General features: G+C 39.8%; 17 protein-coding genes and 1 pseudogene. 16 read left to right on the forward strand and 2 right to left on the reverse strand.

The genetic code is table 11. The annotated features are described in order from the left end of the window. Positions 1 to 68: 68 nt before the first annotated feature. The 10 genes from GXX20_06765 (at position 69) to GXX20_06810 (ending at position 10,166) form a co-directional block, all read left to right on the forward strand. Positions 69 to 1,712, forward strand: a complete 1,644-nt coding sequence (locus GXX20_06765; protein ID HHW31361.1) for a hypothetical protein — start codon at positions 69 to 71, stop codon at positions 1,710 to 1,712. 116 nt (positions 1,713 to 1,828) lie between these two features. Continuing rightward, on the forward strand, positions 1,829 to 2,041 hold the full coding sequence (locus GXX20_06770; GenBank protein ID HHW31362.1) for a hypothetical protein: 213 nt from the start codon (positions 1,829 to 1,831) through the stop codon (positions 2,039 to 2,041). 100 nt (positions 2,042 to 2,141) lie between these two features. Continuing rightward, positions 2,142 to 3,626, forward strand: coding sequence for an IS21 family transposase (locus GXX20_06775; protein HHW31363.1), 1,485 nt, complete (start codon positions 2,142 to 2,144; stop codon positions 3,624 to 3,626). Continuing rightward, positions 3,619 to 4,449 (forward strand): ATP-binding protein, encoded by an 831-nt coding sequence (locus GXX20_06780; protein HHW31364.1) that lies wholly within the window; start codon positions 3,619 to 3,621, stop codon positions 4,447 to 4,449. The genes GXX20_06775 and GXX20_06780 overlap by 8 nt, the downstream gene beginning before the upstream one ends. 213 nt (positions 4,450 to 4,662) lie before the next feature. Further along, positions 4,663 to 5,307, forward strand: coding sequence for a hypothetical protein (locus tag GXX20_06785; protein HHW31365.1), 645 nt, complete (start codon positions 4,663 to 4,665; stop codon positions 5,305 to 5,307). Positions 5,308 to 5,344: 37 nt separating this feature from the next. Beyond that, complete coding sequence (locus GXX20_06790) at positions 5,345 to 6,145, forward strand: sugar phosphate isomerase/epimerase (GenBank protein ID HHW31366.1); 801 nt, start codon at positions 5,345 to 5,347, stop codon at positions 6,143 to 6,145. Between the two features lie 206 nt (positions 6,146 to 6,351). Continuing rightward, complete coding sequence (locus GXX20_06795; GenBank protein ID HHW31367.1) at positions 6,352 to 7,134, forward strand: carbon-nitrogen hydrolase family protein; 783 nt, start codon at positions 6,352 to 6,354, stop codon at positions 7,132 to 7,134. A gap of 282 nt (positions 7,135 to 7,416) precedes the next feature. Continuing rightward, entirely contained in the window at positions 7,417 to 8,082 is a 666-nt protein-coding gene (locus GXX20_06800; protein ID HHW31368.1) for a response regulator transcription factor, read from the forward strand. Then, entirely contained in the window at positions 8,075 to 9,586 is a 1,512-nt protein-coding gene (locus GXX20_06805) for a HAMP domain-containing histidine kinase (GenBank protein ID HHW31369.1), read from the forward strand. The genes GXX20_06800 and GXX20_06805 overlap by 8 nt, the downstream gene beginning before the upstream one ends. Before the next feature lie 118 nt (positions 9,587 to 9,704). Further along, positions 9,705 to 10,166 carry a hypothetical protein gene (locus GXX20_06810; protein HHW31370.1) on the forward strand — a complete coding sequence of 154 codons (462 nt, stop codon included), beginning with the start codon at positions 9,705 to 9,707 and terminating at the stop codon, positions 10,164 to 10,166. Positions 10,167 to 10,332: 166 nt separating this feature from the next. On the opposite strand, the gene GXX20_06815 is transcribed toward GXX20_06810, so the two are convergent. Continuing rightward, complete coding sequence (locus GXX20_06815; protein ID HHW31371.1) at positions 10,333 to 11,544, reverse strand: hypothetical protein; 1,212 nt, start codon at positions 11,542 to 11,544, stop codon at positions 10,333 to 10,335. A 190-nt stretch (positions 11,545 to 11,734) separates the two neighbouring features. On the opposite strand from GXX20_06815, the gene GXX20_06820 reads away from it, so the two are divergent. The 5 genes from GXX20_06820 (at position 11,735) to GXX20_06840 (ending at position 18,475) form a co-directional block, all read left to right on the forward strand. Beyond that, entirely contained in the window at positions 11,735 to 12,433 is a 699-nt protein-coding gene (locus tag GXX20_06820; protein ID HHW31372.1) for an MBL fold metallo-hydrolase, read from the forward strand. A gap of 185 nt (positions 12,434 to 12,618) precedes the next feature. Continuing rightward, positions 12,619 to 13,158 (forward strand): sugar phosphate isomerase/epimerase, encoded by a 540-nt coding sequence (locus GXX20_06825; protein ID HHW31373.1) that lies wholly within the window; start codon positions 12,619 to 12,621, stop codon positions 13,156 to 13,158. Positions 13,159 to 13,988: 830 nt separating this feature from the next. Then, positions 13,989 to 14,354 (forward strand): BlaI/MecI/CopY family transcriptional regulator, encoded by a 366-nt coding sequence (locus GXX20_06830; protein ID HHW31374.1) that lies wholly within the window; start codon positions 13,989 to 13,991, stop codon positions 14,352 to 14,354. Position 14,355: 1 nt separating this feature from the next. Beyond that, the gene (locus GXX20_06835) at positions 14,356 to 17,478 is read left to right on the forward strand and encodes a DUF4825 domain-containing protein (protein ID HHW31375.1); all 3,123 of its coding nucleotides are present in this window, start codon (positions 14,356 to 14,358) and stop codon (positions 17,476 to 17,478) included. 85 nt (positions 17,479 to 17,563) lie between these two features. Then, positions 17,564 to 18,475 carry a hypothetical protein gene (locus GXX20_06840; GenBank protein HHW31376.1) on the forward strand — a complete coding sequence of 304 codons (912 nt, stop codon included), beginning with the start codon at positions 17,564 to 17,566 and terminating at the stop codon, positions 18,473 to 18,475. A gap of 356 nt (positions 18,476 to 18,831) precedes the next feature. On the opposite strand, the gene GXX20_06845 is transcribed toward GXX20_06840, so the two are convergent. Continuing rightward, positions 18,832 to 19,638, reverse strand: a complete 807-nt coding sequence (locus GXX20_06845) for an AraC family transcriptional regulator (protein ID HHW31377.1) — start codon at positions 19,636 to 19,638, stop codon at positions 18,832 to 18,834. Here GXX20_06845 and GXX20_06850 point away from each other — a divergent pair. Continuing rightward, positions 19,587 to 20,442: pseudogene (locus GXX20_06850) on the forward strand (SAM-dependent DNA methyltransferase). The gene GXX20_06845 and the pseudogene GXX20_06850 sit on opposite strands and share 52 nt — an antisense overlap.

The following is a 20,442-nucleotide window of genomic DNA, read 5'->3' on the forward strand; positions in this document are numbered from 1 at the left end:
CAGCTCTCGCTACAGCCTTTTATGTGATGAAGGCTACTAAACCGTCAAACAGATAAGGAGGTTTTCCTTTGTTTTATCAGTTTATTATATTTGTCCTGCTGACTTCGGCAGGCTTTTTAATATGCAGGCAGCTTCTTAAAATCCCGAAGCTGAGTATGAAAAAGAACATCAAAATCTTGCAGGCTGAAAAGGAAAAATCAAGCCAGAAGCTAGTAAACAGAATAATTATGCCGTTAGCAAAGCCATTTGCAAGGTTCATCCCGATTGACCCGGTAAAGGAAGCAAGAATGGCATCTACATTGAGGCGTGGAGGGCTGGAACTGCTCCGAAAGGTAGATCCGTATAATAACTACTATTTTGTCATCCGGGATGAGGAAAGCAGAAAACATCTGCACAATATCAATATTTACAACATGGTAGGGGAGTATTTGCGTGAAACGGAAGGTTTAACCTGTACCGACGGATATTTTGACCGGCACTGGCCGGAACAGTTATGCCGTTTTGATGAAAGTGGAATGTACAAGGATCCAAACTGTCCCATACTTTATGATTTGACCACCCGTTGCCAGATTCAGATCATGCTGGAATACGGGTATAGAGGCAAGTATTTTGAACAAATAGACTTAAGGCTTAAAAAGGCAGGTCTATATACTTTGTTCATGCAGTCTTCCGCCTTTGAACTTCCTTATGGCGGACGTAGCAATCAATTTCTGTTTAATGAAGCCCTGATTGCTGCAAACTGTGAATATGAGGCCAAGAGATATAAAAACCTCGGGGATTTGAAAACTGCCGGAATGTTCAAACGCTGCGGCCATTTAAGTATAAAGGCTATCCAGCGGTGGCTGAAAGAGACAGAGCCGCCGAGGCATATCAAGAATTTTTATCCCCTTGAGTCAAAATACGGCACAGAAGATTATGGATACTATGACAAGTATATGGTGACTCTGGGCTGTTTCATTTACATTGCATTTTTGGCCTCCGACGACAGCATCGAGGAATATCCCTGTCCGGCTGAGACAGGAGGTTATGTTTTTGAAACCTCCAGGGCATTCCACAAGATTTTTGCAAACTGCCGCGGAAATTTCATCGAAATCGATACTGCAGCTGATTTTCACTACGATTCCACCGGTCTCGGAAGATTCCACAAAACCGGATTTCCCACAGAACTTGCACTATCTATGCCCTTCACAGCCACACCGAATTACCGTCTGCCTGACAGATTGCTAAAAAAGAATGCCTCCATATGTCCCGGCTGGGAAAGTGAAGATGGAAAAATACACTACCTTTCTGAACTCAATGAAGGTTTGGAACATCATCTGTCTATAAGTAGTTCCGACACCGAAAAGGTAGTTTTTGCACTGACATATACCGGTGATGTATTTGAAGGCTGCCGGGGAATCAAAGAAAGCTATGTACTGGACGGTGAAGGGATAAGTATTGAAGCCGAACTTATTGAACCGAAGGTTGAAAGGATACATTATGCGGTTCCTTTGTTTGTCACCAACGGAAGAGATAAAGCCAGCCTGGTGAAAGGTGAAGAAAGAATACAGGTGAAGCTTGGGAATGATGTGTACATTGTCAGTTCAGATGGTAGTCTCCACATGGAAGAGGACCTGCTTGGAAACCGTAACGGTGAATACAAGCTGGCGGACCTCCGGTCAGAGAGCAGAAAAATTTATGTCTATTTATCTTTGGAACATGATAATATATAAGCAAGGGAATGGTATAAAATGAAAACATTGGTCACTGTTTGGAATAAAAATTTAAAAAGCTCATTTTTCCGCCTGAGGTAGTAAAAAAGCTTGAAGCACTTTCTGAGATTTACTGGGTGGAGGAAGATAAAAAATATGAAGTGGAGCAGTTGATGGAGGATATTGGCGGTTTCGATGCATGCATTACTTCCTGGGGCTCTCCGAAATTTACTTCCGAGGTGCTGGAGCGTGCTTCAAAGCTTAGGTTTATTGGACATGCTGCGGGTACGGTAATACCGATTGTGGATGAAAGTATATTCAATAAAGGGATTATAGTGTTAGCGGCATAATTAAATTGACCATTTTCGGCGGAGAAATTTGAGCAGGTATTGTATAATATTTGTTTGGTGGCTCCCCCGAAAGGGGAAATTTTTTATGTTGGAGGTAGCGATGCAAACTACGATTAAAACGCTGCACAAAAAAGGGATAAGCCAATCCCAAATCGCAAGAACATTAGGCATAAGTAGAAACACAGTAAGAAAAGTTATTCAAAGTGATGAGAGGGGGGAAACGCAGCTTAAAAAGAAACCACATCCATCCATGTTGGATGAGTATCGGGAGTATATTGAAATTCAGTTAAACAAAGGCCTATCAAGACAACGCATATACCAGGATCTGATCCGTGAATTTAACTACCAGGGGAGTTACACCACCGTTAAAGATTATGCCCGTAAAATATTAGGAAATACCCAGAAGTCATATATGGTCCTCATAGCACTGCCTGGCGAAGAAGCACAGGTAGACTTCGGATACATTGGCACAATCAAAGTTAATGGGAAGCCTAAAAAAGCATGGGTATTCATAATGTCTTTAAGTTACTCCAGATACATGTATGCCAGCATTGTATTTGACCAGTCGGTGAAGTCCTTCATACAAGCACATATTGATGCATTCCACTTCTTTGGAGGAGTTCCGGAGACTGTTAAGATTGATAACCTCAAAGCAGCTGTAGTAGAAGCAGACTTTTACGAGCCTGTGCTTCAACGTACCTATGCCGCATTTGCTGCACACTATGGTTTCTACGCTCAGCCATGTAGGGTTTATACTCCTACAGACAAAGGGAAGGTAGAGTCCAATGTCAAATATGTGAAGGACAACTGCTTCAAAGGAAGGGATTTTAAGGATATCGAAGATGCCAGGGCTTTCTTAAAGACATGGATATCGAATATTGCCAACAAGCGCATACATGGTACTACAAAGAAGGTGCCTGCAGAGCTGTTTGAAGCGGAAGAAAAACGTAAACTTTTAAAGCTGCCTACAGAAGACTTCATCTTTTCGAAGACGACTCGTGCAGTTGTTAATCCTAATTGTCATATTGCATATGGAGGAAATTACTACTCCGTTCCCCATGCATATGTCGGAATGGAGGTCGATGTAGTTGAAATCAATAACTTACTCAAGGTGTTTTTCAAAAACGAAGAAATTGCCCTTCATAACCTTTGCCAAGGGCTGAAGGGCCAATACATAACAAATACATCACATTATCCTGAATCCAAGAATATTACATCTGAGCAGATTTTGTCAAGACAAGAACTTGAAATGCGGCAGATTGGTACATATGCGCTGGAATTTTTCTATGCTTTCCGCCGTAAAGCAATATCAGGTAAGTTCATTCATCATAATATTTCTGGAGTTTTGGCGCTTAGAAAGAAATATGAAAACAATGTTATCGACCAAGCCTGCCGTCGAGCACTTTACTACAACTCAATCACTTATGGTACAGTAAAAAAAATATGTGAGCGTGGCCTTATTGGATTGCCAGTGGATGATAGAAATGATGGTATTGCAGCAGCAGATAATGAGCCAACGGAGATAACCAGAGATTTGTCTCAGTACGACCAGATGGCGGTTTTGGGGGTGATTGGACATGAATGATGCACTCCAAGGTAAACTCAAGAAGCTGCATTTTTCAGGGATCATCAAAACAGCAGACATGCGAATAGAACAGGCCATACGAGAAAAGCTAGCATACCAGGAGTTCTTAGAAATCTTGATCAACGACGAATTACTGAACCGGGCAAACAACGGAAACCATAAGCGGTTACAGAAGGCAAAGTTCCCACAGCATAAAACCATGGAAGAATTTAATTTCAACTATCAACCAAGTATTAACCGTCAGACTATTTATCATCTGGGTACCTGCGAGTTCATACGAAAGAAAGAGAATATTGCATTTATTGGACCTCCCGGAACCGGTAAAACCCACTTAGCAATTGCAATTGGAGTCAAGGCTGTTACACAAGGGTACACTGTGCTTTTTGCCACTTTGAATGATATGCTGGAAGATCTGTATATGTCACGGGCTGATAATTCATTTCAGCAACGACTAAGAAAATATGTACAGCCTGATCTGCTTATTGTGGACGAGCTTGGGCTCCGCAAATTAAATCAAACAAGTGTGGACGATTTTTATGAAGTAATTGCTAAACGATATGAGCAGCGTTCCACCATAATCACTTCTAACAAAACATTTGAGGAATGGGGTAAGATACTCTTTGACCCGGTTCTGGCTACAGCTATTTTAGATAGGTTTGTCCATCACTGTAATTTCATTGTGATTAATGGAGACAGCTATCGAATGCGAGAACGTGAAGGCTTTACATCCCATACAGTCAAGCGTGGAAGGCCCAGAAAATCAGCAACTATGGAAGCCACTAAGGATGATGCTGTAGAAGATGATACAGAGTCTATAGACTAATTAGAATAACTGTCCGTAAAAAAACTAAAGTGAGATCAGTCTCCGCCCGAAACTGCTCTCACTTTTCCGCCCATAAAATTTAATATCATAGTGCTTATTAGCCTGCTCAAATTTCTCCGCCTTTTTTGCACATTTTTTATTGACAACAACATTATAGTGGCAAATGCTAATTCAGCTTTGGCAAAATCCACCGCTGAGGTCACGGTGGCGTTGATGCTGGCAGGTTCATGGGATATGCATGGATTTATTGTACAGATGAAGGAGGGGCTATGGAGAAACCGGAAAGAAACGGTTATGGGTCTTTATGGTCAAACCGTCGGATTGATTGGCTGTGGTGATATATCAAAAGAAGTCATCAGATTAATAAAACCTTTTCATCCCAGGATTCTGATGTATTCTTCCTATTGTCCGGCCAAGGAAGCAGAGGAGCTGGGGGTAGAATTGTGCAGTCTTGAGGAATTGTTGAAAAACAGCAGCATCATTTCTCTTCACAATACACTAACGCCTTCTACAAAAGGAATGCTGAGAAGAAAAGAACTTCAGCTGATTCAGGATGGGGCACTGCTTGTAAATACGTCAAGAGGCCCGATAATTGATGAAAAGGCATTGGTGGAAGAACTTGAAAAGCAAAGGATCTATGCGGCCCTTGATGTGTATGAGACCGAGCCTCTGCCCAAAGAGCATCCACTCCTGAAATTGCCGAACGTGTTGTGCATGCCCCACATAGGTTCCTTCTCCAGCTATTGGAAGAAAAGGCTAGCCCTTACTGTTATAGAGGATATGGAAAGATATATCAAAGGTGAACCTCTTAAAGAAGAGATAAGTGCTGAAAAATATAGGCGGATGACACCCAGATGAGCCTCATATAAAGACTATGCGAAAGGAGAACCGAACAATGGCAAAGCTGAGTTTTACCACTATGGCCACACCGGACAGAAGCAGTGTTGAAGTTATACAAATGGCTAAAAGGTATGGATATCAGGGAGTGGATATGCGTTTGGGATCATATAAAAGCGAATTGCAAATGGATTCTTCTATTAAAGCAATCCGGGAGCTAAGAAACATTTTTGATACTGAAGGTATCCTGCCTTCCGGTTTGCTTTGTTACGCAGAACTTGATAAAAAGGAGCCTTCTTGCTGGGAAAAGTTTAGGGATGAAATTTACAGGTGCCTGGATATTTCTTTTGAACTTGGTTCGCCGTCTATAAGAATATGGCTTAGCAGTCCGAAACAGTTTGATGATTCTTACGGTTATATCCATCGAGCGGTGGAAATGCTGGCAGAAATTCTGGACAAAGATAAGTCTGGAGTAAGTATTATTTTACAAAATCACAGGAAGAAAGTTACGGCCCTTGAACTTGCAGAAATTATTACAAAGGTCGGCAGTCCAAGATTGGGCATGGCATTTTCGCCTGAACATAGCGTAATTGGAAATGAGAATTTGAATGAGGTATGTAACGCAGTCCGGCCTTTTACAAAACAATTGTACATAGCTGATGTGAAATTGAGAGACTCAGAATATACCGATGTCCTTCCTGGAAAGGGAGATGTACCCATTGGTGAGATTTATGATACCTTTGGAGGAGAAAATTTTAAAGGTTGGGTTACCTTTAAATGGGAAAAAATCTGGGCAAAAGATCTGGAGGAACCGGAGATTGCACTTCCATATTTTGTTCAATTTTGGAGACATCTATAAATAGCTGCGGGATAAAGAACACCTGTAGAATTCTGGTTACTTATATTGGCCCGATAGGAATCGATTAAAGATGGACCTTTTCTGTAGGCTTTCGAGATTGCTGTGGTATCGCCAATCAGGTATAATTGTTATATGGGCGATTTTACCATATGTTCCATATCAATATGAACAATAACTAGAGGTACATGATGTAAAGGGGACCTACTATGAAAATTGCTGCGTATCAATTTGCAGTTTCTGGTGATATTCAACAAAATTATAGTACTATCAAAAAAGCGATATATGAAGCCAGTCATCAGGGAGTTAGCCTGCTGGTGTTCCCGGAATGCTGTTTAACAGGATACCCTCCACTGAGTATTCCAAGCACAAACTCTGTTGATTTTAAGCTGGTAGATAGCCTGCTTGGTGAACTGCAAACCATTTCCGATGAAACTGAGATAAGTTTTGTTGTTGGTACGATATGTAGAGAAGGTAATTCCATTTATAACAGAGCCGTTGTTTTTCGTCCGGGTATGCCAATGGCATCGTATGATAAACGAGCCCTATGGGGCTGGGACGAAAAGAACTTCGTTAAAGGTAATAATCATGGTGTGTTCAATATCAACGGTATTACTGTCGGAATACGGATATGCTTTGAAGTGCGATTTCCTGAGTATTTCAGAGAATTATACCGGGAAAATACGGATTTAAATGTTATTCTGTTTTACGATGTTTCTGATAATAACAATTCCGAGAGATATAATTTACTAAAAGCACATTTGCAAACCAGAGCAGTAGAAAACGTTTGCCCAATACTTTCGGTAAACGCTATTGCACCATTTCAGACAGCTCCTACGATGTTCATCGGAAAATCCGGGCAGGTGATTGCTGAGTGTAACAGAAATCATGAAAATTTACTGATATGTGATTTTGTAAAAACTGAATTGGATTTTGGTGAAAAAGGACGCCGCACTCTGAGTGATGAATTATTGCGAATCTGCATGAAGTAAGCGAACGGCCCAAGATAGCAATTCCATCAACTTAAGCCACATTGAGGCGGTGGTGTTGATAGAATGGAATCGCGCTGAATGAAGCATGCAAGATACCCTCGGTGCGTCAAAAAATGACAATTTAAAAAGATAAAATTGATCTGAATTGCATATCTAATTTACAAAAACTTCACAGTATCTTCAAACTATATTGATATTATATAGAGTAAATTCGGAAATAGATTTCCAGAAAACAACTTTACCTAAATAGTAGAAAAAATAGATGAGAAGGTGGGATCGAACATGGTAAATCATGTTCTTGTTATTGAAGATGATCAAGATATTCAAGAAGTAATAAGAGAATTTTTATTAGCAAAGGATTATTTGGTGACTACTGCATCAGATGGTTTGGAAGGACTTAAGCAGTTTAATGAACTGGTGTTTAATCTTGTCATCTTAGATATAATGATGCCGATTTTAAGTGGTTATGAAGTGGCCAAAGCAATACGGGCGAAATCAGATGTACCTATTATTATGTTGACCGCACTTGGGGAAGAACAGGATCAGATTAAAGGTTTCGATCTAGGAATTGATGACTATATTAAAAAGCCATTCTCTTTTGATATTCTAATCAAAAGAGTAGAGGCTGTATTAAGAAGATGCTGTTCTGATAAAGCGGTATCAAAGATAATCGAATTTAACGAGCTTCGAATGGATTGTGATGCATACAGAGTTTATGTAAACGGTGAAGAAAGAATACTAACTACTAAAGAATTCAAGATTCTCCAAACACTTCTTATAAACCGGGGAAAGGTTATAACAAGGGAAAGTTTGCTGGATAATATTTGGGGTTACGATTTTTATGGAGATACAAGGCTCATAGATACACATATTAAAAATATACGAAAGAAACTCAATCTGAAATATATTAGAACTATAAAGGGGGTAGGCTATAAAATAGATGATTAGGAGATTTCCCTTTGTCCGTGGTAAAAGCATAACCTATAAAATTTTTCTTATTACATTGCTATTGATTATCATTTCTGCTACATGTATTTGTTCTGCAATATATTTCTTTCTTCCTTCATTCTATGAAAGAAATAGACTTGGGCAATTGAATGATGGTGTGGAGAAATTACTGAAGGACACGGAGCATTTATCTTTTCATGAAGCCAAGCCTTTCATAGACGACCTGGCGCATAAGACCAACTCATCTATAATATTGTATGATAGTGCAGGTAATGTTGCATACGTATCTACTATTCAGTCAACCAGGGTGAACAATATTTCAATGGAAATTAAGATATTAAGCAATCATGTTTTTCCGTATTATGAAACTGATGAAAAAAATGATAAAGCATCAGGAAATCCTCCAACTGTAAGAACGGGATCATTAAATACCTCTATCAATGCATACAACCGTGTGATACCCATTAACTTTGCAGATCAAAATCTAACCCTCAATATTAGTGCAACACTACAGCCGGTTGATGAAGCTTCCCGTGTACTGGTATTATTTGTACCTTACATTGGGATTATTATATTACTTATTTCTGCAACCGGAGCTTTTTTTTACTCCAAGATTATTTCCAGACCATTAATTCGCATTAATACAGCAGCCAAGAAAATGGCTGATTTAGAGTTTGTAACTATAGACCATTATTCTTCATCTGATGAAATAGGACAATTGTCAAATAGCTTAAATGAAATGTCAGCCAATCTACAACGTACAATGAAAGATTTGCATAAGGTTAATGAACAACTAACAGTCGAATTAATCAGGAGAAAGGAAATAGAGGAAAAGCGCCGTGAATTGTTTGCAATGATTTCTCATGAATTGAAGTCACCTCTTACAGCTGTTAAAGGACAATTGGAAGGGATGATTCATGGGTTTGGAGTTTATAAGGACAAAAACAAATATTTAAGAAGATCATTTGAAATCTTGGAAGTTATGGAAGGATTAATACAAGAGATTTTACAAATCGCCAAGCTTGAACAACATGAATTTTTGCCAGAGAAAGAGGATATTGATCTGTCTGATCTAATATGTACTGTAATTAATAAGGTTGAATTTTTTGCCGAACAGAAAAACATTGGTATTATTTCAGAAATTAAAGAGAATGTGAGAATAGAAACAGATAAAAATTTAATAGAAAAAGCAGTTTATAATATCATTCACAATGGAGTTATATATTCCAATCCGGGAGAGAAAGTAATTATTAAATTAAAAGAGAATGGAGATACGGGTTTGATCAATCTGAGTGTCTTAAATACTGGCACTCAGATTCCGGAAGAGCAAATGGAAAAAATATTTGATCCATTTTTCCGATTGGACAAATCGGGAAATAAAAACAAGGGAGGCAGTGGACTTGGTTTATACCTTGTCAAAAAGGTATTTGAAGCGTTATCCATTAACTATTCAATTAGAAACCTGGAGCAAGGTGTTTTGTTCAGATGTGAATTTGTAAAATGAAATAATACTTAAAGGTTCATGGAAACTTCACATTGGCTTCATATGAGCTACATTGTATTTAGATATGTTATTAGCAGAGGAAAAATCCTTCCTCAAAAAAAACTTGGAGGTATGAGATATGAAAGGAAAGAAAAAAATTACTGTATTAATTTTGGGATCGATTTGCTCAATAGCTTTGGTCGGTGGAAGTGCTTTTGCAATGGAAAACAAGTGGTTAAAGGATGGCAAAGAACCTACTGTATTTGCAAAAGGTGATGGAGAATCATACAGCCGTGAAGAATTGGCGGATAAATTAAGAATGACACTGGAAGAGATTGATGGACAGGTGAGAACCTATGAATTTCCATTGACAAACTCTACAAGAATATCTGGCAGGGTGGAAAACGGAATTCATACAGCAATAAGTAAAGAGAAAGAGGATTACAAAGAACCTACTGTATTTACAAGAGGTGATGGAGAATCATACAGCCGTGAAGAATTGGCGGATAAATTAAGAATGACACTGGAAGAGATTGATGGACAGGTGAGAACCTATGAATTTCCATTGACAGACTCAACGGAAAGTTCGGGTAAAAAGTAGGAAATGATGATCTAATTCAGTAGAAGGATTAAGAAGGAATAGATTGAGTTTATTGAGTAAATTTTAACAATGAGATAAAGGAAGCAAACATTTATAGATCCACGGGGACGTTTTGTTTGGCACATGGCAAAATTGTGACAAACATAACGTCCCCGTGACATTAAACTCAATACATACAGCCGTCCAGGCAATAAAAATCGGTGGTGAATCCGGTCACTCCCATTTCCATTAGTTTCACGATGGACTCAAAATCGTTGATAATCCAGGTCTCCACCGCAATACCGTTATCAATGGCAGTGTGCACGCCTTCTTCCGTAATATCTTTATACCGGATGTCAAAATATACATCCCGGCCCAGCTTTTTGATCCAGGGGATGTCTTCCTTGCTATACCCCTTACAGCAGTATCCGTATCTGAAATCATCCCCGGCAATTTTACTCAGTTCTTCCAGGACTCTTTTGTCAAAGGCTTTGGCGGTGCAACGGCCGTCCAGCCCTAAGCTTTTCACCATACGGTGGATTTGATGCAGATAATGGACTTTTTCTCCTGTAAAGTGGTGAGTTAAACGCAGGACCGGTCGAAGCCCGCTTTTGGACATGAATTTCAAGACTTCTTCCAGAAGGGGGATCTCCGTGCCCTGATATACCTCGTCCACATATCCTCCGAAATCGTACTGCCTAACCTGTGCAAGGGTCATATCATGAATACAGCCTGTGCCGTTGGAGGTTTCGTCAATTTCATCATTGTGCAGGGCGACTATGTGTCCGTCGGCAGTGTAATTGGTATTGGTGACGCATTCTCTGTATCCGGCCCTTTTGGCCAGGTAAAATGCCGGCATTGTGTTCCGTGGCGCGTAGCCGATCATACCGAGATGGGCAACGCATTTCGGGCTTTGGCTGTGTGAATGGAGGAGAGGAAGAGAATCACAAATACAGGCCTCCAGGTTTTCTATATGGAGTATTCCGTTGTTTTTGCAAGCGATGTAAATTTCCATGCTGTCCACACCATAGGGGACGGTAAAATGGTACTGGTAATCCTTCAAGCCGTGACCGTAAAACTGGCATGCCCCGCTATCATATGGAACTCCACCCTCCCGTTTGTTAACCATAGGCTTCCCCTGTTTAAAAAACACCACATTGCAGAAGCCGGTTCCGAAGCTTTCCTGTATATTTTTTACCATGGCGTTCAGTACGACATGTTCCCCGTAAGAAACCCCGGGAACATGGATACGGACTATGGAGACTCCCTGATTTATTTCAGGATTGGAAGCAATGGTCAAAATTGTTTTTTTGCCTTCTGCCTCTTGAAGGCTGTAATCGCACAGGCTTTTATCCAGGGAGCAGATAAAATCACTAAGGACAAATTTCTTATGTACCATAAACTACCTCCCGTAATTTTTATTCTTATTAAATTTTACCATATAAACGACGATATGGGTTTTTTTTGTGGGCAATTAAATTCATTTACTGCATAAGGAAACAGGTGTAAAATATATATTTGAACCAATCGAAGCAGGGACTTCATCTACAGGATTCAAAAAAATGCAGGTAATCTGGACGGAGGTGCCTATGGAATATAAAATAATTAGACTGGTTATAAAAGCTTCTTTTAGTGATATGGTAAACACGGTATATCCCACGCTGCTGTGGGATGGAAAGAATATTGTGCTTGTGGATTGTGGCTTTATCGGCTCTCTTCCCACACTCGAAAAGGAAATGGCGCAATATGGGTTGAATGTGAAGCAGCTTACCGGGTTGGTGCTGACGCATCACGACCACGATCATATGGGCGCGGCAGCCGCATTGAAAAGGTTAAATCCCAATTTAAAGATATATTCCTCGCAGGCAGAAGCATCCTATATTTCAGCACAGGATAAACCGCTTCGTCTTAAGCAGGCTGAAGAGATGCAGAAAACGCTCCCGCCGGATCAGCAGGATTTCGGGAGGGCATTTTGTGATATGCTGCGTCGGGTTGAGCCGGTTTTGGTGGACGAATTTTTGTATGATAGTGACAAAATGGACTGGTGTGGAGGATGCCGTATAATCGCCACACCGGGCCATACCCCGGGGCACATTTCGCTTTTTATGGAGAAAGACTCTATTGTTATTACCGGGGATGCCATGGTATTAGAGGAAGGACGGCCCATGATTGCAAACCCGCAGTTTACGCTAGATTTAAACCAGGCTGAGAGCTCAATGAATAAGCTCCTGTCGCTCAAAGCAAATGCCTATTATTGTTATCACGGCGGCGTGTATGGTAAGGCTTAGCCGTGTTGATTGTTAATCCGGCCAATAGCTTAGCTAGAGGTTGTAACCATTATATAGCAGGGTTTGAGAGGATGAATATGGCTAAAAAAATAAGGAGATCTAAAACGTTGTGACTTGAAATACATTGTTCATTCAAATCATTATCACCGATTCACAGGTGACGAGTTAAGGTAGAAAATTCTCGTTTGGATTGCCTTGCAACTGCAGCCCTCGGAGCGCCGGTTTGTGTTATTCACAATTGCACTTCAATTTTTATGGGAGCAGACCCCGACCCAATTCTTATGCATGACTTGAGCTTTGACATGTTTTCGAGAATAATAACCTTTGCAAAACAAAATGATATAAAAATTGCTACTGAAACCTTCGGCGATGCCGTCGTCTTTAATTGTTGTGATTTTTTTGGTAACATTGAAGAGTTTGAAAAGGCCTACAATCGAATAGATGAAGTTGCAGAGTTAAGGGATTATTTTGCTGTTTGCATGGATACAGGCCATTCAAATAAAGCCATGCGCTATGGTAATCCTACTCCGGCTGAAATTATCCGAAGGTTGGGGAGTAAAATCACGGTTTTACATCTGAATGATAATGATACATTGAAGGATCAACATAAAATCCCTATGACAGGTGTAATTGATTGGAATGAAGTGTTTAATGCGCTTGATGAAATCAACTATGATGGTGTTTATAATATGGAATTGAATCTTAAGCATTTCTATTTTCTATAAACCAAATGTTATATTTATTAATTGCTATTTGGATTTATCCAACATTACCTGAAAAAATGCTAATGATAATTGCAATGATTTTTGGGGCACATTTGCTACCATATGGTTGGCTATATAAGTCTAAATCCTATATAGTGTTTGCTATCTTAATACCCGTTGTATCCCTTATAATTGGTGTTAATTTTGAGCCTTATGTGATTGCAATTATGATGATAGGAATTGAAATTATATTTAGTATTAGTCTGATACTTGAAAACAGAAAAATTTCACCCATTGCCAAACCAAATTCTTTATATCAATGAAAACGGATTCTATATATCTTACATAATAATGGATATGTTCCCGTCTATCTACAGTGATAAAAACGCAATGGATATGGGGCACTCTCAAATGATATTCATTCTATCCTCTCGAGCCACGTAGAGAAGGTTTGCTTGATGTCGAAGAAATAATGAAATAATAGGGACTTAGATGCAAATGGTTCTATTCTTCCGAGTTGGTTACTACATGGTTATCTAAATTTAATATCTTCAGTTTTTATGATGTTTAATTTGTATTGAAAAAAATATTCTTCGCTTTATATGCCTTAGGGACACAATCATGGATAATGGGTATTACTAGATAAGACAGAATATTGTTTTTATCGGACATTCAGAATTCCGGTTTGAACAAGGATAAAAGCGAGCAAAATCCTGAGGAGTTAGACAGAAGAACCGTCCCCATGTCTAATGTTAGAATGTTATAAGGTCTGTCACACCCATTTGACAACTGTGGTTTAATGTGTTAGACTGAAAATAGTTTAATACATTAGACTAAGAGGTGTTTTCATAATGGAACAGATTAAAGTATATGACGCTGAATACAAGTTTATGGATATAGTGTGGGAGAATTCACCGGTGAAGAGCTCCAGGCTGGTTGAGCTTGCGCAAGAAAAGCTTGGATGGAAGAAATCCACCACATATACCGTCATTAGACGGCTCAGTGACAGAGGAATAATTGAAAATAAAGACACAGTGGTATATGCGTTGGTTGAGCGCGAACAGGTATTGCGGGCAGAGAGTGTCGAGCATATTGACAAATTCTATGATGGCTCCCTGAAGCTTTTCTTCACTACATTTCTTAAGAAGGAGAAACTTACTGCTGATGAGATCTGTGAGCTGAAAAGAATAATAGAAGAATGCGAGGCCGAAGAATAATATGTTTGAAAATATTTTCTTAACAATAATTAAAATGAGCATCACGGCTTCAATAACCGCGGTTGTAATACTTTTATTAAGGCAATTGGCAGGAAGAAAACTGCCCAGGACTTTTAGCTATGCCGCGTGGGCTATAGTATTAATAAGGCTTTTATTACCATTTTCAATACAATCCAGCTTCAGTCTCTTCAATATCGTAGAATCCCCGGTCACTGCAATAGACAAAGCAATAAGTACTGCTGAGTTGGGGGAAAGAAGCACACCTCATGGCACATTTGATGATGTAGGTGGTATTAATGAAACAGGCTTTAATACATATGAAGGTGATCTTTCCAAAAATGAAGAAAATAAAATAAATATTAACGCTGAAGCGAATACGTACACCGATGAAGTCCGCCCGCCCGTCAAAACAGCGCCGATCTCTGTGATGGCCTACATATGGCTGCTGGTCACTTTCGCACTGCTGGGGCTTGGTATATATGCATATATCAGAACAAGCATAAAGCTTAAGACAGCTGTTTTATTTGATGACAATGGATTGCTTGAAGAATGCAGTAAAAATCTCAATTTGAATAGAAAAACAGAAATTTGTGTTGCCGATATGTTGGATACGCCTGTCGTGACCGGCCTTACAAGAATGCGGATCATACTTCCGGCTTCTTTTGTTCAAAAATGTGATATCAGGGATTTGAAGCATGTGATTACTCATGAGCTTGTCCATATAAAGCGGCTTGATTATGTTACCAAACTGCTGGCAGTTCTGGCATTAAGCATTCACTGGTTCAATCCGCTAATATGGCTCAGCTTTCTATTGTCTCAGAAGGATATGGAGATGTCATGTGACGCCAGGGTTTTATCAGTAAATAAAAATGATATACGAAGCGAGTATGCAAAGTCACTTTTGAATATTGCAGCAAAGCAGAATGCACTGTTGTATGGAGGAATGCTAGCATTCGGAGAAAGCAATATCAAAAGCAGAATAAAGGGAATAATGAAGTTCAAAAAAAACAAAGCATGGATAGGATTTGCTGCAGCCTTTTTACTTATTGCTTTTGGCTGTATTCTTTTAACAAACGGAATAAGTGATGATACCGGCAAGAACAAGCCCATTGCGACTGAAAAAACTCTTAGCAGCCTACTGGAACACAGAAGCAGATATATTGGTGATGCCAGCAATGTCAGCAACCTGCTGGGAAAACTGCCGTATGGCAAAAACAAGGAAGGCATTGAGCTTGCAACAGACAGCAGTCCGTATGGGATTACCATAAATTATAGATTGGAAGATATTGAAGCATCAAGTGAAGATATAATAATAAATGTAAAATCTGTACTGCAGGATAATGCTCTCATCCTATTTTCACTTATTGAAAATGTTGATAGGGTCAAATTTAACATCCTACCGGTTAATCTGGAGGTGCAGTTTGAGAGAGCAGAAATGCAGCAGTATTTTGAAAGAGAACTGTGGGATTATTCGGGTAGTAAAGAATATTTTAAAGAATTCTTGCAGGACATATATTTTAAGATATATATATTTCCTGAAAAGTACAGCATGTTCATGTCGTCGGTTCCAGGGATGCGGATTGTTGTATCTTTGAACGCAGCACTTTATGATGTCAACTATAGTAAAAAGTGTTCAACAGAATACGGCACTCTCCTTACATGGGACAGAAGCACCGGCCAAATCACTGACCATGGCAAATCATTTAATCCCACATTAGGAGAGCCGGTATACTGGTCTCCGATTGACATGGACGAAACTGCCGGTGAAAATGTGGTAACAATATCCATTCTAAATGCAGATGGCGATATAATCGCTGAAAAGCGCATCAAGATTGAAAAGGTAGAAGATTACTTCTATAGCGTCAAACCGTCCTACGATATTATAACCGGTAGTTATCATGATTTCACGCAGGATGCTGATACAGTCAATGAAAATATAACTAACGTAAATGATGATGTTAGTAAACTGACAGCACATGCTGCCGCCATGGAAGAGCTTTTGGATACAAGTGATTTTAAATATATGACTGAAGAACAGATTGAGGCAATGCTAAAGACCTTGCCTGAAATTATACAGAATAATTACCATGGTATTGGGCGGATAGAAAACAATGGTAGCGGGTATATGCTGCTTACCTGTAAGAGTGATGCAAAACGGCTGCCCGAAGATACAGTAGGCTACAGGTTCGGCCCGGCAGATTCTGAACTGGAGCAATTGGTTCTACAAGATGCCAAAGAAAAAGAGATATGTCGTTTTCCCCTTGGTCTTGAGGCTTCATACTACAGGGAAAATGACATTTTTTATATTGCGGTAGGGGATACTTCGAATAATACAAGCGGGATAAGCCAATTAGCAGCTTATCAGCTTTCTGGCAATCGGGCCTTTATTGAATATGTGAAGCAGGCCAAAGCACGTGGGACATCATTGTTCATACCCCAGGCGGGTTCGTATATCAGTACGGATATATGGATTAACAGGAGTCATTTGACTGAGTATATTAGTATTGATGAAGCATTTGCCGCTGAGATAAAAAGCAGGCTCGGTAACATTACGAGAACAAATTATGATTTCAGGAGCAGAATTCTAAAGCGTATAGGTATAACAATAATATTGACTGACGGAAACAATTATGAATTGTGCCTTCTTGATGATGGAACGAAAGCCATTCATATATGGAACGACAGGAATGCCATACTGGTTGATTCTGAAACCCATGATATGATTGTGGATTTAGTTATGGAGAAAACCCCATGGGAATGGGTGGAGTTGTCCGAAATACATGATATTGTCAGGGCTGAAATGCGTATGAAGCTATATAGGGATTCTCAGGAAGCGGTGCAGATTGTTGAAGACAGAGACAGCCTTAAGGAGCTTGAGAAGTTATTATCCGGCGCAAAATACACAGGATACGGAGGTTGCCCGTATACTGCACTACTGCTGTTGAACCGTGAAGATGGAGCAACAATAACACTTCATATTGCAACAGATGATTGTAATAGTATGATTCTTGGAACCGCAGCCGGTTATGATTATGGATCCGGCCCAGGACAGAATGGGCTGGATGGGAGTGTTAACGGGCAGGAAAAACTCAAAAGGATTTTTGATCAGATTAACTGGGAATGATGAAATTCATGTAGCAGACATTTAAGTGCCTATCCCAGGCACGTTATGATTCCGTACTAAGTATTGTATCGTTGGAGGATTAAATATGAAAAAAAACTACGTTCTATTATTAATCTTGATTATTTTGTTGACAGCATGTACGAAGAACATTACATTTGAAACAGAAAGCGAGAAAGCTAACACAGCTGAAACGCAAGCTCTTAAAGGAGAGTCAGACAATGCTACTGAAACATCAACTGTAAATGAAGAGACAGATAAGGCAGCTGAAATAGCAGCTGTTAAAAGTGTAATAGAATCTTACTTTGAAGAAGTAGGGAATAGAGATTTCGATATATCCTTTCCAGTAGAGATTAATGGTGAGAAGTTTTATAAAATAGTAGTTTCTGGAAAGTTAAATAATAATGAAACATATCCCATAGATACTTTTGCCATAAACCCAAATAATGAAAAACGCTATTTTTACAGAAAAGAAACAGCTGAGTATGTGCAATATTACACAACTCCGACTTTTGCAGCCAAAACCTCGAGTGACGGAAAACTTCGTATAGAAAGTGTTGGAATGTATCAAGACGGACCGAGTGGTCTGTTCGCTCTTAAGGAAATGCGAATAATCAACACTTCAAACGCGGATGTACTATGGAGCAATGACAGTTACTTGATGAATGGGTTTATGTGGTCTGAAGATAATAGGTTTGTGGCTGCAACATATTCAGGTAGGCAATGGGTAAAGACCGATATTATCGATACAAAAGATTACTCAGTAATAACTATTCCAGATATAAATGATATTTTAAAAGACTGTCCTAATGCGGCGAAGCCAAGTGATAATGTTCCTATGCCTATTTTTCAGGCTGTAAACTGGGTAACCTCTTCGGTCATTCTTATCCATTTTGAATGGAGTGCAGAAAATGATATATCTGTATTAGGTGAATATGAGTTCAATTTGGATAGCGGAAAAATGGACATAAAAAAGATAGAATCAATTCGTTACGATTGAAAAGGTAACATGCAATTTATATTGCAAGACAGAGTATTGTGAAAAAGCAATTCAGACAGGTATGATATAGCGCTTGAAATTAATACTTCGTCGCTACGCAAAGGGCTTTCTGAAGCTATGCCGGACAAAGAGATACTGAAGATATACGAAGATGTTGGTGGAATTAAGATAACGATTGGAGCCGATACACACTTTTTAGAGGATATTTCAGTCGGGTACGATTATGCAAGTTCGTTGATTACTGGCCGGTTAAGGAGTGTAGTTTATATTAACAGAGAACCAAAGCTTGCCAGTGAACTTTTATGACGATACCTGAGCTTTAATGCCGGATCCGGTATGCTGCTGCTACAGGCCCTTTACCCGTTTATCTTTCTGTATTCCCTCGGGCAGAGGCCTTTTACCTTTTTGAACATTTTGGAAAAGTGAAATACATCGTCATAACCCACGGAATGGGAGATATTCCTGATGGATAGAGACGGGTTGGCCATTAGCGAGCAAGCTTTGGCTATCCTTAGCCGGATGAGGTATTCCTGGGGAGTGCAGCCGGTGTACTTTTTGAAAATTATGCCGAGATAACTGATATTAAGCCCAATATCACGTGCAATGTCAGATATGCTTATCTGTCTCGAATAATTGGTGTGCATATAACGGATTGCCTTGGTTATATAGGATTCACTTATGTTTTCTGTATTAAGGCCAGGTCTGCAGGCTCCATTGATCTCAATCAGCTTCGACAGCAGGATATTCAGGAGCCCCACAAGACGCAGCTCCCGGACAGTTTTTTCCTCTGTCTTGCTTATCATTTGATCAAATATGCCTTCAAGCTGTGATGGATCCATACAACGGAAGACAGGAGCTTCGGCGGAGAGAGCGGCCTGTTTTAGATACAACTCTGCTTTAAATCCATGAAAGCCTACCCAGGAATACTTCCAGGGGTCTATAAGGTCAGCCTGATAAAATGTAATTTCATCCGGACAAATCAGAAAGCCTTGTCCTGCTTCTATATTATAAACCTTGTCCCTGCACTGGAAAACTCCTCTCCCTTCGCGAACAAAGTGAATAATGAAATGATCGCGGACTGCAGGGCCGTAAGGCAGCCCCGGAGCACAGTTTTCCGTTCCGCAGTGAGAGCATCGAGTTTGTAAGGAGCATATTAGAACAATTCAAAGAACCTGAAAAGAGAAAGACAGAAAGCAGCGAAACTTCAAAACTCAGTGTCAGTCCTGTGCACGAAAAACCAAAACAGGAGCGTATCAATTTTAATATCACGGATGATGAGCTGGGGCATGGAGGTCAAAAGACCAAATATGCCTGGAATGTTGCTGCTATCAGACTTTTATATAAGCTTGAAGAAGAGAACCGGCTTGCGACACCGGAAGAACAGGAAGTTCTGTCCCGGTATGTAGGATGGGGTGGTTTGCCACAGGTCTTTGATGAAAAAAACGGCCAGTGGTCAAAGGAATATATAGAGTTGAAGGAACTGCTTGATGCAGATGAATATGCTTCCGCAAGAGCATCCACATTAAATGCTCACTTTACTTCTCCTGCTATCATCAAAGCTATATACGAATGCCTAGCAAACATGGGCTTTCAGACGGGCAACATTTTAGAGCCTGCCTGTGGTATAGGAAACTTTTTTGGACTTATCCCCGACAGGATGAAAAACTCTAAACTGTATGGTATTGAACTGGATAATATTTCAGGCAGGATCGCGAAACAGCTTTATCAGCAGGCAAACATTGCAGTACAAGGTTTTGAGGAAACGAATCTGCCGGACAGCTTTTTCGACCTTGCTATTGGAAATGTACCTTTTGGCAGTTATGGAGTAGCTGATAAAAAGTATGATAAATATAAGTTTCTTATCCATGACTACTTTTTTGCCAAAACGCTGGATAAGGTACGGCCTGGGGGAATCATTGCATTTATTACTTCTAAAGGCACAATGGATAAGCAGAATCCGGAAGTCC

It is taken from the genome of Clostridiaceae bacterium, from assembly GCA_012840395.1.
Classification (GTDB): domain Bacteria; phylum Bacillota; class Clostridia; order Acetivibrionales; family DULL01; genus DULL01.